Here is a 15,527-nt window from a genome sequence, read left to right on the forward strand (position 1 = left end):
CCGGGGGTCAGACCGCCGCGGCGGCGGCGCGCCCCGCGGTGCGTCCGGAGAAGAGGCATCCGCCGAGGAAGGTGCCTTCGAGCGCTCGGTAGCCGTGCATTCCGCCGCCGCCGAAGCCGCTCGCCTCGCCGGCGGCGTAGAGGCCCGGCATCGGTGCACCGTCCTGCCCCAAGGCGCGGGCCGAGAGGTCCGTCTCGATGCCGCCGAGACTCTTCCGGGTCAGGACGTGCAGCTTGACCGCGATCAGCGGGCCCGCGTGCGGGTCGAGCAGCCGGTGCGGGCTCGCGACACGGATGAGACGGTCACCGCGGTAGTGCCGGGCCTGGCGGATCGCCGTGATCTGCGCATCCTTGGTGAAGGCGTTGTCGAGCTCGCGGTCGCGGGCGCGGATCTCCCGCTCGACCTGGGCGAGGTCCAGGGGAGCATCGGGGGAGAGCCGGCGCATGCCCGCGAGCAGGTTGGGCAGGGTGTCGGCGGCGACAAAATCGGCCCCGTGCTTCTTGAAGGCCTCGACCGGCCCGGGAGCGCCTTTCGTCACCCGTTTGGCGAGAAGGGCAAGGTTCTTACCGGTGAGGTCGGGGTTCTGTTCGGAGCCGGAGAGTGCGAACTCCTTCTCGATTATCTTCTGCGTCAACACGAACCAGCTGTGTTCGTAGCCGGTGCGCACGATGTGCTGGAGCGAGCCGAGCGTGTCGAAGCCGGGGAACAGGGGTGCGGGCAGCCGGGTTCCTGTCGCGTCGAGCCAGAGCGAGGACGGACCGGGCAGGATGCGGATTCCGTGCGCGGGCCAGACCGGGTCCCAGTTCCCGACGCCCTCCGGGTAGTGCCACATCCTGTCTCCGTTGATCAGCCGGGCGCCGGCCCGCTCGCTGATGCCGAGCATCCGCCCGTCGACGTGCGCGGGCACGCCGGACAGCAGTTCCCCGGGCGCGGTGCCGAGCCGGGCCGGCCACTGGGCGCGGACTTGCGCGGGGTTGCCGCCGATGCCGCCGCTCGTCACGATGACGGCGGATGCCCGCAGCTCGAAGTCGCCGACGACCTCGCGGGAGCTGGGCGCGCCGCGCGGGGCGTCGCTCGGGGCGAGGATGCTTCCGCGCACGCCGACGACAGCGCCGTCGTCGGTGAGCAGCTCGTCGACCCTGCGGCGGTGCAGCGCCGTGACGAGGCCGGACCTCACGCCTTCCCGCACGCGCTCGATGAACGGGGCGAGAATCGCCGGACCGGTGCCCCAGACGATGTGGAACCGCGGCACGGAGTTGCCGGGGCCGAGGGCTGTGGTGCCGCCGCGTTCGGCCCAGCCGACAACCGGAAAGAAGCGGATGCCGAGCCCGTGCAGCCAGGCGCGCTTCTCGCCGGCAGCAAAGTCGAGGTATGCCTCCGCCCAGCGGCTCGGCCAGAGGTCCTCGTCACGGTCGAAACCCGCGGTGCCGAACCAGTCCTGTCTGGCGAGTCCGGCGGAGTCGTGCACCCCGAGCCTGCGCTGCTCCGGCGAGTCGATAAGGAACAGGCCGCCGAACGACCACCAGGCCTGGCCGCCGAGGGAGGCGGGCGGCTCCTGGTCGAGCAGGAGGACCCGCTTGCCCGCGGCGACGAGCTCCGCGGTCGCGACGAGTCCGGCGAGGCCGGCCCCGACCACGATGGCGTCGGCTTCGCTCGTATCCGTCCGAGGGGATGTCGCTCGGGGACCGGTAGCGTGCGGGGGAACCGTGCTCATCGTGACTCCAGTGTCAGAAGGGGCAGCGGGAGTCGAATGCGTTCCGGGGCCCGCGTGGCGTCGCTCGGAGCGACGCTGGCTCCATGCTAACTGTGCGGTTCCCCGGATTCACTCCACCTGGTGAGCGCGTTTTTGCTGGTGAGGGGGATGGGTTTCTGTTCCGGGTCGCGTCCGGGTGGTGGGGTGAGCCAGTACTGGCCGGTGTGGTCTCGGGTGATGCGCCAGTGTTCGTTGTGGAGCCTGAGGTGGTCGGCCCGGCAGAGCAGGATCCCCTCGTCGAGGTTCGTGTCGCCGGAGCCTTCTTCCCAGTGTTGGATGTGGTGGGTTTCGGTCCAGGAGGGTGGCTGGTCGCAGCCCGGCCATCTGCAACCGCCGCCGCGGAGGACGAGGGCCGCGCGTTGGGCGGGGCTGAAGGTGCGTTGTTCGCGGCCGATGTCGATACCGGTGCCGTGGTCGTCGAAGGTGACGTCGAGGATCCCGCTGTCGCAGAGGTTGCGTTCGAGGGTTTCGGTGGAGACGGTGACCGCGGTCCCTTCGATGACGCCGGGCTGGAGCGGGTGCGCCTCGGTTTCGGGGTTCGCCGCAGCGTCGGCTGCGGGTGACGGGGCCTCGGTTGGCGCGGCATCGGTGGGTGTGGTTCCCGTGTGCGCGAAACCGGTGGGTGTGAAACCGGTGGGTGTGGTGCTGGTGGGGCGGATGGTGATCATGCGGACGGCGGGGCGTCGTCCGCCGACGATGCGTTTCGGGTCGGCTTTCACGCCGAGTTTGATCAGGGCGAGGAACGCGTCTGCGGTGAGTGGCTCGTTGGTGCGCGGGTCGTCCTGGACCCGCTTCGCCCAGGCCGCCTGGACCTTGTCCACGAACCGGACCCCGCCCCGGCGGGGGCTGGTGATGGCGTCGTAGGTGCTCATCAGGTATTCGCCGTCTTCGGGGGCGAACAACCCGACCATGCGCACCTGCCCCGTGTGGAGCCGGTAGAACCGCAGCGACCGGTGGTCGTAGGCGGCTTTCTCCCGGGCGGCGATGCCGGCCTCATCGAGGATGTCCCGCACCCGCCGGGCCCGTTTGAACAGTTGGTCCGCGTTCACGGTGCGCGCCTCGGTCAGGAGCCGGGCGAGGGCAGTGGAGAGTTTCTCCGCGGTGATCGCCCGGTCCAGGTCGCCGAGCCCCTTCCGGAGCGAGTCTGCCTTCTCGACACTGAGCCAGCCCTCGCGCAGCGCCCGGCGAGAACCTGCTCATCACTGAGCGCGTCGTAGTCAGCTGATGACCCACCCAAGGCCGCGACAGCATCCGGCACCAGCACGGTGACGGACGTACACTGCGACGCACCGCCCTGCGGCTGCTCCTGCGATGCCAGTGACTCCGAAAGGTTGGTCATGCCCCCACGTTACGACCGACTGCCGACATTCCCTGAGCATGCCTCAGGTCAGTGGAAACTCCTTCTGATCAGGCTCCTATTGAGGAGAATTCACCACATTCACGTTCTCTCGAGAGCCTGCTCACCCCTCCAGAACCGTTGGAGAGGCCCTGAGGTCAGTCGTCGAACGTGTTCAACATGGCGTGTGCCGCGCGCTCGAGGTAGTCCCAGAGCACGGTTCGCTGCAGCTCGGGTAGCTCGCAGGAGTCGACCGCGGCACGCATGTGCAGCAGCCAGCGGTCCCTGGCGTCCGGGTTGACCTTGAAGGGCTGGTGCCGCTGGCGCAGCCGCGGATGTCCGCGCTGTTCGCTGTAGGTACCCGGGCCGCCCCAGTACTGCTCGAGGAATCCGGTGAGGCGCGCTGCCGCTGGGCCAAGGTCGTCCTCCGGGTACATCGGCTTCAGCACGGGGTCGCCGGCGACACCTCGGTAGAACTCGGTGACGAGCCTCTCGAAGAACGGTCGCCCGCCGACCTGCTCATAGAACGATGCGCCGATCGCGGCTCCGTTCTCACCGTTGCGCAGCAGCACCCGGGCAGGCAGTGCGCGGTCGACCGGGATCGGGGCGGGGGCGGATGCCGGTGGCTGGGCGGAGTCAGTCGTCATGGGATCCCTCGGGGGTCGGTTCGGTTTCGGGAGTCGGCGGGCTCGGGTGGGCGGCGTCCGGCGTCGGAACAGTCGGAGCCTTCGGGGCTGCCTGAGCCTTCGGGGTGGCTGGAGCTGTCGAGGCGGTCGAGGCGGTCGGGGTGGCAGAAGTCTTCGGGGTTCGCGGAGCGCGGGGTGCGGTCGCCCGCGGGGCGGGGGCCTGGGCAGCCTCGCCGGGAGCGTCGTCGACCGGGGCTTCCTTCTTGGCAACGGACTTGGCCTTGCGGGGCCCGCGTGGGGTCCTGGCCTTCTTGAGCGGAACAACGTCGATGTGCGGCAGCGGATCGGGTTCCGCGGCCGCGGCGACGGCGGCGATATCGACGGGGTTCGTCGGCGGCGTGGCATCCGAGCCGTCGTCCGACCCGGTCATCACGACGCTGTTGAGCGGCGTGAGCGAGACCCCGAGGCTGTCGAGCGCGAGCTTCAGGTGCAGGCGCAGGTCGCGGGCGAAGTCCCACTTCGCCGAGACACGCACCTTCACGGCGAGCCGGGTGACAAGGGCCTCGGCGGAAATCGACTCGAGGCCCCAGATCTCCGGCTTCTCGAGGATGATCGACCGCCACTTGCGACTCGAGGCGAGCGCGGTCGCGACCCGCAGCATTTCGGACTGAATGGCTTCGACGTCCGAGCTGTACGGGATGGGCAGGTCGATGATGACGCGGGCCCAGCCCTGGGACATGTTGCCGACCCGGAGGATTTCGCCGTTGCGCACGAACCAGAGCGTGCCGTTCACGTCGCGGATTTGGGTGATGCGGATGCCGACCGTCTCCACGACGCCGGAGGCGAACCCGGTGTCGACGATGTCGCCCACGCCGAGCTGGTCCTCCATGACCATGAACAGGCCGTTCAGGATGTCCTTGACGATGTTCTGGGCACCGAAGCCGAGGCCGGCGCCGATCGCGGCCGTCAGCAGGGCGAACGAGCCCAGGATATCGGGGGCCAGAGTCTGGAGGATGAGTAGCCCCGCGATGACGACGACGAGGACATTGACGATATTGGTCAGTACGGAGCCAAGCGTACGGGTGCGCTGTACGACGCGCACGGCGGCGACCGGGGACACGTTGAGCGCCCGGGTGTCGTCGACCTTCTGGGTGCGCTTGACGCCCGTGACGATCTGGATCACCACCCGGCGGATCACGAACTGCAGGATCCAGTGTGCCGCGTAGGCGACGACGAGAATGACGATCACTACGAGCAACCTCAGTGGCAGCCAGGTCGTGAAGTATTTGACGATTTCAGTCCAGATGGTGTCCCAGTTCATAGCTCTCCGAGTCTACCGAGAGCCGCACGGGCGAATCCTGAGCGCCCCGCCACAGCGAAACGGCCCCGCCACAACGAAAACGGCCCCGCCACAACGAAAACGGCCCCGCCCTCTGAGGGACGAGGCCGTTCGGGCCGGCGGATGCCGCGGAGCGGTTACTCGGCGTCGCGCGCCTGGGCGGCGAGGGAGCGTTCCACTCCCGCGAGGTTCTCGATCACGAGGCGACGCAGTGCGACTGGCTCGGGGTTGGCATCGAGCCACGTGCGTGTCGCCTCGACGAGCGCCTGGTTGGCGAGCGGGGACGGGTACAGGCCGATGATGAGCTTCTCCGCGATCGAGAAGCTGCGGGAGACCCAGATCGGCTGCAGCATCGCGAAGTACTTGTCGACGAACGGCTCGAGCAGGCTCGTGTCGTTCGCGCGCAGGAATCCGGCCGCGGTGACGCGCACGATCGTGTTCGGGGCGGTGTCGGTATCGATTAGCGTGGCCCAGGCGACCTGCTTGGCCTCCGGAGTCGGAAGAGCGGCGCGAGCCTGCGCGGCCGACTGGGCGCCGGTCGCGGTGTTGTCCGCAGCGTGCGCCGTGTCGATCTCCGCGGGTACGGCCTTGCCGCCGGCGGCGAGGGCGATGAGCAGCTCCCAGGCGAGGTCGGTGTCGATCTCGAGCCCCTCGAGCGGGACCGTGCCGCTCCGGAGGGCCGCGACGCTCGCGAGCTGGCTGTCGGTCGCGGCAACGGAAGCGAAGAATTTCACGAACTGGAACTGCGCGTCGCTGCCGGGCTCGGCGTGCTGGGCGAGAGACCAGAGCGCATCGCCGACCTCGGTCAGCGTCGAGGCCTGTTCTGCGGGGGCGACGTAGTAGTGCGCGGCGAGCACGAGCTGGCCGAGTACGGTGCGCAGGGTGGTCGACTCTGTCTCGCTCGCGATGTTGCCGAGCACGAGGCTCACGAAGTCGCGGGCTCCGGTCTCGGCGTCGCGGGTGGCGTCCCAGATGGCACCCCAGACGATGGCGCGGGCGAGAGGGCTCTCGATCGCGGCAAGGTTCTCGAGGGCCACCTCCTGCGAGGCCGCGTCGAGCCGGATCTTCGCATACGCGAGGTCGTCGTCGTTGAGAAGCACGAGGGCCGGGCGGGTACGGCCGACGAGCTCGGCAACATTCGTCTTCTCGCCGTCGACGTCGATCTCGACCCGGTGGGTGCGCACGAGCTGCCCGTCGACGAGGTCGTAGAACCCGATCGCGAGGCGGTGCGGGCGGATCGTCGGGTAGTCGGCGGTCGCGCTCTGCAACACGGAGAAGCCGGTGATGACGCCCGCGGCGTCCACGGTGATCTCGGGGCGGAGGGTATTGACGCCCGCTGTTTCGAGCCACTTCGCGGCCCAGCCGGAGAGGTCGCGGCCGCTGGATGCCTCGAGCTCCACGAGGAGGTCGTTGAGCTCGGTGTTGCCCCACTGGTGCTTGGCGAAGTAAGAGGCGACGCCGGAGAAGAACTCGTCGCGGCCGACCCAGGCGACGAGCTGCTTGAGGACAGACCCGCCCTTGGCGTATGTGATGCCGTCGAAGTTGACGAGCACGTCATCGAAGTCGGTGATGGTCGCGACGACGGGGTGGGTCGAGGGCAGCTGGTCCTGCTTGTACGCCCAGCTCTTCTCCATCACGGCGAAGGTGGTCCAGGCCTCTGTCCACTCGGTCGCTTCGGCGGTGGCGATGGTCGAGGCCCACTCGGCGAAGGACTCGTTGAGCCACAGATCGTTCCACCACTTCATCGTGACGAGGTCGCCGAACCACATGTGCGCGAGTTCGTGCAGCACGGTGACGACGCGGCGTTCCTTGATGGCATCCGTGACCTTGGACCGGAAGACGTAGGTCTCGGTGAAGGTGACCGCTCCTGCGTTCTCCATCGCGCCTGCGTTGAACTCCGGCACGAAGAGCTGGTCGTACTTGTCGAAGGGATACGGGTAGTTGAACTTCTCCTCGAAGTAGGCGAAGCCCTGGCGGGTCTTCTCGAAGAGGTAGTCGGCGTCGAGGAACTGGGAGAGGCTCTTGCGGCTGAACAGGCCGAGGGGGATGACCCGGCCGTCGCTCGAGGTGAGCTCGCTGCGGATGACCGCGTACGGTCCGGCGATGAGCGCCGTGATGTAGCTCGAGATCGTGTGGGTGGGCTCGAATGCCCAGGTCTTCGCGCCGTTGCCGGCATCCGTGGGCTCGGGAGTCGTCGAGTTGGAGACGACCTCCCATTCGCCGGGGGCCGTCACGGTGAACTGGAACGCGGCCTTGAGGTCGGGCTGCTCGAAGACCGCGAAGACGCGGCGGGAGTCCGGAACCTCGAACTGGCTGTAGAGGTAGACCTCGTTGTCGACCGGGTCGACGAAGCGGTGAAGGCCCTCACCGGTGTTCGTGTACTCGGCGTCGGCGACGACGGTGAGCGTGTTCTCTGCGGCCAGACCATCGAGCTGAATGCGGATGCCGTCGCTCACGCTTGCCGGGTCGAGGTCGACTCCGTTGAGGGTCACCGCGTGCACTGTGCGCGTGATCGCGTCGATGAACGTCGAGGCACCCGGGGTCGCGGTGAAGGTGACCGTCGTGGTGCTCGCGAAGGTTTCGGGACCCGTCGTGAGGTCAAGGCTGATCGCGTACTTCTGCACAATGACGAGCGCTGCGCGCTCCTGGGCTTCGATCCTGGTGAGGTTCTCTCCTGGCAACGTTTTCTCCATCTCAGTCTCGACCGGCGCTTCTGGCTCCGGTCGCACGTCCCTTAAGCCTACCGATCCCTGGCGGCAAGGTCTGTGCGACAAACCCCTGTCGGCGTTTGGCAGCAGAACGCGATCCAATAGGGTCGAGGCATGGAATTCGCCGCAGCGCCCACCCTCGCCGGAACCCGTGTCACGCTCGAGCCGCTCGCCCACGGACACGCGGCCGAACTCGCCGTTGCCGTGGCGGACGGCGAGCTGTGGCGCACCTGGTACACGGCGGTCCCGAGACCGGAGGGCATGGCCGCGGAGATCGACCGGCGCCTCGCGCTCGCCGCGTCCGGGCAGCTGATGCCGTGGGGCATCCGCCTGGCCGCGACCGGAGTCATGGTCGGCATGACGACCTTTATGCACCCGAGCCCCGACCAGCAGCGGCTTGAGATCGGCTCGACGTGGCTGGGGAAGAGCGCCCAGGGCACCGGCGCCAACCGGGAGGCGAAGCTGCTTCTGCTCGGGTACTCCTTCGAGGAGCTCGACTGCATCGCGGTCGAGTTCCGCACGCACTGGCACAACCGGCAGTCCCGCGCCGCGATCGCCGCGCTCGGCGCGAAGCAGGACGGCGTGCTCCGCAGCCACTCCGTCGGGCCGGAGGGCGCCGTGCGCGACACCGTGGTCTTCTCGATCATCGCTGCCGAGTGGCCGGCCGTGCGCCTCGGCCTCCGCGAGGGGCTCGCCACTCGCGCCTGACTCCGAGCGACCCAAGCGGTATTCATAATGGTATTGTTTTTGGTATGACTCGCCAGATTGCCATTCGACTTTCCGACGATCTCGTCGATTTCATCGATCGCACGATCGCTGCGGGCTCCGAGGGCAGTCGTGCCGCCGTGATCACCCGGGCGCTCGAACGCGAACAGCGCCGAATGCTGGCGGAGCGCGATATCAAGATCCTCTCCGCGTCGCACGGTGCGAACGCGGATGATGGACTGGACGACCTTGCACGTTTCGCGGCGACTCTTCCCGCGGGATCTGACTGATGCGGCCCATCCATATCGCGCATCTCGACAAGGCACGCCCCGTTCTCATCCTCACCCGGGAGCTCGTCAGACCGCATCTCAGTAACGTCACGTTCGCCGCCATCACAAGCACGATCAGGGGACTGTCCACCGAGGTCCTCATCGGTCGCGCAAACGGACTCGACCATGATTGTGTCGTCAGTTGCGACAACATCCAGACAGTACCGAGCGATTCCATCGGCAAGCACATCGGGTATCTCCTGGAGGATCAGGAATCGGAGCTCAGCGCGGCCATTCGCACCGCGTTCGACCTCGAGTGAGGCGGCCCCCGGGCCAGGACAGCCATGTCCGTCTAGGGTGAGGCTGATGGCCATTCATGCAACCCTCCTCGCCGCCTCCGACGCCCAGCTCCGCCTGTGGGCGCCCGCAGTGCCGCCCGCTTCCCCCGTTTACGAGCTCGAGGGGCCCGTGCTCCGGGTCGTCGGCCGCACCCGCGGCTTCGTCGAGACGGCGCAGGACGTGGGCGTGCGTGGCGAAGACCTCGACGCCCTGATCCGCCGCCACCGCGACTTCTTCGCGGCCCGCAGCGAGGCCGTCGAGTGGAAGACCCGCAGCCACGACCTGCCCGCCGACCTGCCCGAACGGCTCGAGGCCGCGGGTTTTGTGGCCGAGGAGCGCGAGACGGTCGTGATTGGGCTGACCGGGCCGCTCGCATCCGCCCCGATCCTGCCGGACGGTATCACCCTGCGCCGGGTCACGACTCGAGCGGACTTCGAGCGGATCGCGGCGCTGCAGACCGAGGTATGGGGCGAGGAGCATGCCTGGCTCGCCGACGACCTCGAATCGAGCGTGCGGGAAGCGGGCGATGACGTCGTGATCATCGTCGCCGAGGCGGGGGACCGGCTCGTCTCGTCCGCCCGCATCGAATTCCAGCCCGGCACGGACTTCGCAGGGCTCTGGGGCGGGTCGACCCTCGCCGAGTGGCGCGGCAGGGGCGTCTACCGGGCCCTCGTCGCGGCCCGCGCGCAGCTCGCCGCCCGCCGCGGCGTGCCCTACCTCCAGGTCGACGCCTCGGACGACAGCCTGCCGATCCTGCTGCGCCTCGGCTTCGAGGCCGTCACGACGACGACCCCCTACCTGTGGACCCCGGCCCTGACAGAGAGCACGGCGGGCTACCAGGCAGCGGGCTTGTAGTCCTTGAGGAAGACGCCGTAGAGGTCCTCGCCGGCCTCGCCGCGCACGATCGGGTCGTAGACCCGCGCCGCGCCGTCGACGAGGTCGAGCGGGGCATGGAAGCCCTCCTCGGCGAGGCGCAGCTTGGTCGGGTGCGGCCGCTCGTCGGTGATCCAGCCGGTGTCGACGCTCGTCATCATGATCCCGTCGCCGAGCATCTCCTTCGCGCTCGTGCGGGTGAGCATGTTGAGCGCGGCCTTGGCCATGTTCGTGTGCGGGTGGCCTGGTCCCTTGTAACCGCGGCCGAAGACGCCTTCCATCGCAGACACGTTGACGACGTACGTGCGCCGGGCAGTGGATGCCGCGAGCGAGGCCCGCAAACGGCTCACGAGCAGGAACGGCGCTGTCGTGTTGCAGAGCTGCACCTCGAGCATCTCGAGCGGGTCGACGTCCTCGACGTTGGCGGTCCAGCTGTTCACGGAGTGAAGGTCGGGAACGAGCCCGCCCGCGTCGATCGCGGTACCGGCCGCGTGCCGGGCGAGCGAGGACGACCCGGGTGCGAGCGCGAGCGCGGTGAGGTCGTCCGCGGTGAGCGCTTCGGTCGCCGACACCGTCGCCGCGGCGAGGATCGGGTGGCTCGTCACCGAGGCCGCGAGGGCGCTCGGGTGGGCGTCGTTGGTATGGCCGAAGGTGACGATCTCGGGCACGGAATCGGCCGGCAGCGGCGAAGACTCTGCCTCGACGAGCATCGAGTACGAGCCGGGGGAGCGGCGTACGGTCTGCGCCGCGTTATTGATCAGGATGTCCAGGGGGCCGGCGGCGGCCACGGAGTCGGCGAGGCCGATCACCTGGGCGGGGTCGCGCAGGTCGATGCCGACGATCCGCAGCCGGTGCAGCCAGTTGCCGGAGTCGGGCATCGCGGTGAAGCGTCTGACCGCGTCCCGGGGAAACCGGGTCGTGATGGTGGTGTGGGCGCCGTCCCGCAGTAGCCGTAGCGCGATGTACATGCCGATCTTCGCCCGGCCGCCGGTGAGGAGTGCGCGCTTGCCGGTCAGGTCCGTGCGGGCGTCGCGTTTCCCGTGGCTCATCGCAGCGCAGGCCGGGCAGAGCTGATGGTAGAACGCGTCGACGAGGGTGTACTTCTGTTTGCAGATGTAGCACGCCCGTGGAACGAGAAGCTCGCCGGCCGACGCCCGGTCGGTGCCGAGGCGTAGCTGGGCGCCGACGGTCTCGTCGTCGATCCGGGTCGGGGCGCCGGTTGCGGTCGCGGCGATGACCTCACGGTCGGCCTCCGCGATCAGGGCCCGCTTCTCGCCGCGGCGCACCTGCTTGACCGACTTGAACATCTTGGCGGTCGCCTGCCGGACGGTGACGAAGTCCGGGTCTTCCTGGTCGAGTGCGGCGAGGGAGGCGAGCACTCGCAGGGCGGTCTCGAGGTCGTCGGGGTCGATGCTCGGGACGGGCACGGACGCTGCGGAAGGCTCGATGGTCATCCGTCAATAGTACGGGCCGCTCCCGGGCGCCGCCCGGGCGGACCGGCTAGCGAAGAAGCGGCGTCCGTCCCACGGGCACGACGGCGCTCGCCCCTGGGACGGATGCCGGTGGTGCTAGACGCCGACCGGGTGGCGCTCTGGCTCGGTTTCGGGCTCCGGGAGAATGGCGTCGATCGAGCTCGTCGCCGGCTCATAGGTGTGGTCGAACGGCATCTCATTGGTGTCGAGGTTCGGGTTCTCGTCCTGGGTGGCGACGAGTTCCCGGGCCTCGAAGACGGAGTCGACGCTCGGCATCGAGCCGGGCAGGGGGCGCTGGGCGCTCTCCTTGAGGAAGAAGATGCTCACCGCTCCGACAGCCGAGGTGGCCATCAGGTAGTAGGCGGGCATCATGTCGTCGCCCGTTGCCTGGATGAGGGCCGCGATGATGAACGGGGTGGTTCCACCGAAGATGGCGACCGCGAAGTTGTACGCGATGCCCATCGCGCCGTACCGGCTCTCGGTCGGGAACAGCGCGGGCAGGGCCGAGGCGAGGTTCGACACGTAGAACGTCACCGGGAACGCGATCAGGGCAAGACCGAGCAGGGTCGACCAGATCTCGCCGACACCGATCAGCATGAACGCAGGGATGGAGAGCACGACCGTGCTGATCGCACCGACCCAGAGCACCGGTCGGCGGCCGATCTTGTCGGACAGGTGCCCGGTCAGTGGGATGCAGAGCGCCATGATGACGAGCACCGGAATGGTGAGCAGCGTGCCGTGCAACTCGTCGTACCCGAGCGAGCTCGTCAGGTAGGTCGGCATATACGAGGTGAGCGCATAGCCGACCGTGTTCGCCGCGGCGACCAGGATCATGGCGAGCAGGATGCCCCGCCAGTGCGCCTTGAAGATGGTCAGCGGGCCGTTCGGGACCGCGTCAGTACCGTTCGGATCCAGTGATGCTGCTTCCTTGGCATCGAGGGTGGCCTGGAAGGCGGGGGATTCCTCGATCTTCATCCGGAAGTAGATGGCGATCAGGCCGAGCGGTCCGGCGAGCAGGAACGGCAGGCGCCAGCCCCAGTCCTCCATGGCCGGCTGGCCCAGGGTGACCTGCAGGATCGACACGAGTGCAGCGCCGATCGCGAAGCCGAGGTAGCTGCCCATGTCGAGGAAGCTCGCGAAGAATCCGCGGTGCTTGTCCGGGGCGTGTTCGCTGACGAAGGTGGTGGCACCGGCGTACTCGCCACCGGTGGAGAAGCCCTGGACGAGCTTGGTCAACACCAGGAGAGCGGCGGCCCAGCTGCCGATCATCGCGTAGTTCGGCAGGATGCCGACCACGAAGGTCGACGCGGCCATGATCATCAGCGTCATGGCGAGGACCTTCTGGCGGCCGATCTTGTCGCCGAGCCAGCCGAAGAAGACGCCGCCGATGGGGCGGGCGATGAAGGTGGCGGCGAAGGTGCCGAGGAGGAACAGGGTCTGGACCGACTTGTCGGCCTCGGGGAGGAACACCGGTCCCATGGTCGTGATGAGGTAGCCGAACACGCCGACGTCGTACCATTCCATGGTGTTTCCCACGATGGTTCCGCCGAGTGCTTTCTTGAGCATCGGCTGGTCGACGACGTTGACGTGGGACACCCTCAGGCGACGCTGCAGGAGGGGCTTTTTGGTCTTGGTTGTGGCGCGCGTGGCACCGGGCATAGAGTCTGACGTACTACGGTCTCTGGGCACTTGAACTTCTCTCATGGAGATCACTTGCTCGCGACGTGGAGCTGCCCCTTTTCGGGCATAACGAATAATTTTAGCGCAAAAACGCCGTCAAACCGAATTTTTTGGTGGGATACCGACGCTGGGCAGGGGTTTCTTCACCTTCGCGGAGCGAGCGGATGCGGGTATGCGTGCCCCTAGGCTGGTGCGATGACCGCGAAAGTGAAGTTCTGGTTCGACCCCTCCTGCCCGTGGGCCTGGATGACCTCCCGTTGGGTCGATGAGGTGGCCTCGCAGCGTGACCTCGACGTCACATGGAAGGTGATGAGCCTCGCGGTGCTCAATGAGGACAACGACGTGAGCGAAGAGTATGCCGCGTTCTTCCCGCGGGCGCTCCGGTACACCCGCCTCGTGCAGGCGGCGCAGGAGTTGCACGGGCAGGCGACAGTGAAGGCCCTCTACGACGCACTCGGCACCCGGATCCACCCCGGCGGAAGCACGAACCCCGACGAGGTCATCCCGGCGGCGCTCGCCGAGGTCGGCCTTCCTGCGGACTTCGCCGCCTGGGCCGACAGCGACCACTACGACCCGGAGATGCGCGCAAGCCACTTCGACGGGATGAACCGGGTCGGCCAGGACGTCGGCACCCCGGTCATCGCGGTGAACGACGTCGCCTTCTTCGGCCCGGTCATCTCGCCGGCGCCCAAGGGCGAAGCCGCCACGAAACTGTGGGACGGCGTCGTGGCCGTGGCCGCGTACCCCGGTTTCTTCGAGATGAAGCGCACCCGCACGGTCGGTCCGATCTTCGACTGAGCGGATGCCGGCGGCGCCGGGAGCAGGACGGCGATCCCACGGGACGGCAAATAGTATGGGGTCATGCGCATTCACCTCGCCACTGACCATGCCGGCCACGATTTCAGCCGTTTCCTCGTCGGTCACCTGACCGAGGCCGGCCACGAGGTCGTCGACCATGGGCCCACGAGCTACGACCCGCTCGACGACTACCCGTCGTTCTGCATCAATGCCGCCCAAGGCGTCGTCGACGACCAGGCCGCGGGCATCGACGCGCTCGGCGTCGTCTTCGGGGGATCGGGCAACGGCGAGCAGATGGCCGCGAACAAGGTCGTCGGGGTCAGGGCCGCGCTGGTCTGGAACCTGGACATCGCCCGGCTCGCGCGTGAGCACAACAACGCGAACGTCATCTCGATCGGTGCCCGCCAGCACACGATCGAGGAGGCGACCTCCTTCATTGACGCGTTCATCGCCGAACCGTTCACGGGCGAGGAACGCCACGCACGACGGATCCGCCAGCTTTTCGAATATGAGACCACCCGGTCCATCTCCGGCATCAGGGTCGACCCGGCACGCCTCGACCCGTCCGGCGTCGACCCGGCCCGCAGCGCGCGCTGACGTGCCAGAGGGTCATTCCGTCCACCGGATCGCCCGGCAGTTCGCGCGCAACTTCGTGGGCCACCGGGTGCAGCTGTCCTCGCCGCAAGGCCGTTTCGTCGAAGGCGCCGCCGTCCTCGACGGGCACGTGATGACCAGGGCGCGCGCCGTCGGCAAGCACATGTTCCTCGAATTCGACAACGGGCTCTGGCTGCGGGTGCACCTCGGCATGTACGGCGCCTGGGACTTCGCCGGTGAGATCCTGATGGACGCCACGATCGCATCCGCCAACGGACGGATGGGCCAGACCAACCAGCGCGGCACTGACCCCGACGGGCCGGCGGATGCCGTCCTCGACTCCGCGGGGGAGAACTCGCTTCGGAGCATCGGAGCTCCCCGGCGCACCCGGGTGCGGATGGCCGAGCAGGAGAAGGAGATCGACCAGCTCGAGACCTTCCCGCCCGAACCGGTCGGGCAGGTGCGGGTGCGCCTGCTCACCGACACGGTGTGCGCGGACCTGCGCGGCCCCACCGCCTGCCAGGTACTCGACGCCGCAGAGGTGCAGGCGGTCATCGACAAGGCCGGCCCTGACCCGCTCCTCGACGACAGCCCCGCAGCGGAGGACCGGTTCACGGCCGTCGTGCGCCGCAAGCCCACCCCGATCGGACTGCTCCTGATGGACCAGTCCGTGGTGAGCGGCATCGGGAACGTCTATCGCGCCGAACTGTTGTTCCGGGCCGGGGTCAACCCGCACGCGCCGGGCAAGAGCCTCACCGAGGACACCGTGCGCGGTCTCTGGCGGGACTGGGCGCACCTGCTGACGATCGGCGTCGAAACCGGCCAGATGATGACCATGGACGACCTCGCCGGGGCCGACTGGGTGCTCGCGATGAAGAATCGCGCGGACCGGCACTGGGCCTACAAACGCGAGGGCCTGCCCTGCCGGGTCTGCGGCACCCACATCCTGCTCGAGGAGATGGGCGCCCGCAAGCTCTACTGGTGCCCGACCTGCCAGGCCTGAAGATCACCCTCCGCCAGCGAGACAGACAGGAC

14 protein-coding genes are annotated in these 15,527 nt (G+C 68.3%); 7 read left to right on the plus strand and 7 right to left on the minus strand.

The window, feature by feature from the left end; translation table 11 throughout:
* Positions 1-7 precede the first annotated feature (7 nt).
* The 5 genes from RCH22_RS05160 to pepN form a co-directional block, all read right to left on the minus strand.
* Positions 8-1,714: an FAD-binding dehydrogenase gene (locus tag RCH22_RS05160; protein WP_327013035.1), complete on the minus strand. Its 1,707-nt coding sequence runs from the start codon at positions 1,712-1,714 to the stop codon at positions 8-10.
* 86 nt (positions 1,715-1,800) lie between these two features.
* On the minus strand, positions 1,801-2,931 hold the full coding sequence (locus RCH22_RS05165; RefSeq protein WP_327015459.1) for a DUF222 domain-containing protein: 1,131 nt from the start codon (positions 2,929-2,931) through the stop codon (positions 1,801-1,803).
* A 316-nt stretch (positions 2,932-3,247) separates the two neighbouring features.
* Positions 3,248-3,628, minus strand: a complete 381-nt coding sequence (locus RCH22_RS05170; RefSeq protein ID WP_174774633.1) for a globin — start codon at positions 3,626-3,628, stop codon at positions 3,248-3,250.
* A gap of 97 nt (positions 3,629-3,725) precedes the next feature.
* Positions 3,726-5,036, minus strand: a complete 1,311-nt coding sequence (locus RCH22_RS05175; RefSeq protein ID WP_327013036.1) for a mechanosensitive ion channel domain-containing protein — start codon at positions 5,034-5,036, stop codon at positions 3,726-3,728.
* Between the two features lie 155 nt (positions 5,037-5,191).
* Positions 5,192-7,735 carry an aminopeptidase N gene (gene pepN / locus RCH22_RS05180; RefSeq protein ID WP_327013037.1) on the minus strand — a complete coding sequence of 848 codons (2,544 nt, stop codon included), beginning with the start codon at positions 7,733-7,735 and terminating at the stop codon, positions 5,192-5,194.
* Between the two features lie 141 nt (positions 7,736-7,876).
* Here pepN and RCH22_RS05185 point away from each other — a divergent pair, with 141 nt between their 5' ends.
* The 4 genes from RCH22_RS05185 to RCH22_RS05200 are packed head-to-tail and all read left to right on the plus strand — an operon-like array spanning position 7,877 to position 9,930.
* On the plus strand, positions 7,877-8,470 hold the full coding sequence (locus RCH22_RS05185) for a GNAT family protein (RefSeq protein ID WP_327013038.1): 594 nt from the start codon (positions 7,877-7,879) through the stop codon (positions 8,468-8,470).
* A 44-nt stretch (positions 8,471-8,514) separates the two neighbouring features.
* Positions 8,515-8,757, plus strand: coding sequence for a hypothetical protein (locus RCH22_RS05190; RefSeq protein WP_327013039.1), 243 nt, complete (start codon positions 8,515-8,517; stop codon positions 8,755-8,757).
* Positions 8,757-9,056 (plus strand): type II toxin-antitoxin system PemK/MazF family toxin, encoded by a 300-nt coding sequence (locus RCH22_RS05195; protein ID WP_327013040.1) that lies wholly within the window; start codon positions 8,757-8,759, stop codon positions 9,054-9,056. The genes RCH22_RS05190 and RCH22_RS05195 overlap by 1 nt, the downstream gene beginning before the upstream one ends.
* A 46-nt stretch (positions 9,057-9,102) precedes the next feature.
* The gene (locus tag RCH22_RS05200) at positions 9,103-9,930 is read left to right on the plus strand and encodes a GNAT family N-acetyltransferase (RefSeq protein WP_327013041.1); all 828 of its coding nucleotides are present in this window, start codon (positions 9,103-9,105) and stop codon (positions 9,928-9,930) included.
* Here RCH22_RS05200 and RCH22_RS05205 read toward each other — a convergent pair.
* Together RCH22_RS05205 and RCH22_RS05210 are read right to left on the minus strand one after the other, a co-directional pair.
* On the minus strand, positions 9,909-11,402 hold the full coding sequence (locus RCH22_RS05205; RefSeq protein ID WP_327013042.1) for an SDR family NAD(P)-dependent oxidoreductase: 1,494 nt from the start codon (positions 11,400-11,402) through the stop codon (positions 9,909-9,911). The genes RCH22_RS05200 and RCH22_RS05205 overlap by 22 nt on opposite strands.
* A 114-nt stretch (positions 11,403-11,516) precedes the next feature.
* Positions 11,517-13,109: an MFS transporter gene (locus RCH22_RS05210; RefSeq protein ID WP_327013043.1), complete on the minus strand. Its 1,593-nt coding sequence runs from the start codon at positions 13,107-13,109 to the stop codon at positions 11,517-11,519.
* Positions 13,110-13,295: 186 nt separating this feature from the next.
* On the opposite strand from RCH22_RS05210, the gene RCH22_RS05215 reads away from it, so the two are divergent.
* From RCH22_RS05215 to RCH22_RS05225, 3 genes are all read left to right on the plus strand, one after another.
* Positions 13,296-13,898, plus strand: a complete 603-nt coding sequence (locus RCH22_RS05215) for a DsbA family protein (protein ID WP_327013044.1) — start codon at positions 13,296-13,298, stop codon at positions 13,896-13,898.
* A gap of 63 nt (positions 13,899-13,961) precedes the next feature.
* Positions 13,962-14,495: a ribose-5-phosphate isomerase gene (locus tag RCH22_RS05220; RefSeq protein ID WP_327013045.1), complete on the plus strand. Its 534-nt coding sequence runs from the start codon at positions 13,962-13,964 to the stop codon at positions 14,493-14,495.
* Position 14,496: 1 nt separating this feature from the next.
* Positions 14,497-15,495, plus strand: coding sequence for a DNA-formamidopyrimidine glycosylase family protein (locus tag RCH22_RS05225; RefSeq protein WP_327013046.1), 999 nt, complete (start codon positions 14,497-14,499; stop codon positions 15,493-15,495).
* Positions 15,496-15,527: the final 32 nt, after the last annotated feature.

Origin of the sequence: Cryobacterium sp. GrIS_2_6 (assembly GCF_035984545.1) — a bacterium.
Classification (GTDB): Bacteria; Actinomycetota; Actinomycetes; order Actinomycetales; family Microbacteriaceae; genus Cryobacterium.

Bases quoted from the DNA above. Each gene is read 5' to 3' on its own strand.
- RCH22_RS05160 (WP_327013035.1), bottom strand. From the start codon at position 1,714: ATGAGCACGGTTCCCCCGCACGCTACCGGTCCCCGAGCGACATCCCCT.
- RCH22_RS05175 (WP_327013036.1), bottom strand. From the start codon at position 5,036: ATGAACTGGGACACCATCTGGACTGAAATCGTCAAATACTTCACGACC.
- RCH22_RS05185 (WP_327013038.1), top strand. From the start codon at position 7,877: ATGGAATTCGCCGCAGCGCCCACCCTCGCCGGAACCCGTGTCACGCTC.
- RCH22_RS05190 (WP_327013039.1), top strand. From the start codon at position 8,515: ATGACTCGCCAGATTGCCATTCGACTTTCCGACGATCTCGTCGATTTC.
- RCH22_RS05195 (WP_327013040.1), top strand. From the start codon at position 8,757: ATGCGGCCCATCCATATCGCGCATCTCGACAAGGCACGCCCCGTTCTC.
- RCH22_RS05200 (WP_327013041.1), top strand. From the start codon at position 9,103: ATGGCCATTCATGCAACCCTCCTCGCCGCCTCCGACGCCCAGCTCCGC.
- RCH22_RS05205 (WP_327013042.1), bottom strand. From the start codon at position 11,402: ATGACCATCGAGCCTTCCGCAGCGTCCGTGCCCGTCCCGAGCATCGAC.
- RCH22_RS05215 (WP_327013044.1), top strand. From the start codon at position 13,296: ATGACCGCGAAAGTGAAGTTCTGGTTCGACCCCTCCTGCCCGTGGGCC.
- RCH22_RS05220 (WP_327013045.1), top strand. From the start codon at position 13,962: ATGCGCATTCACCTCGCCACTGACCATGCCGGCCACGATTTCAGCCGT.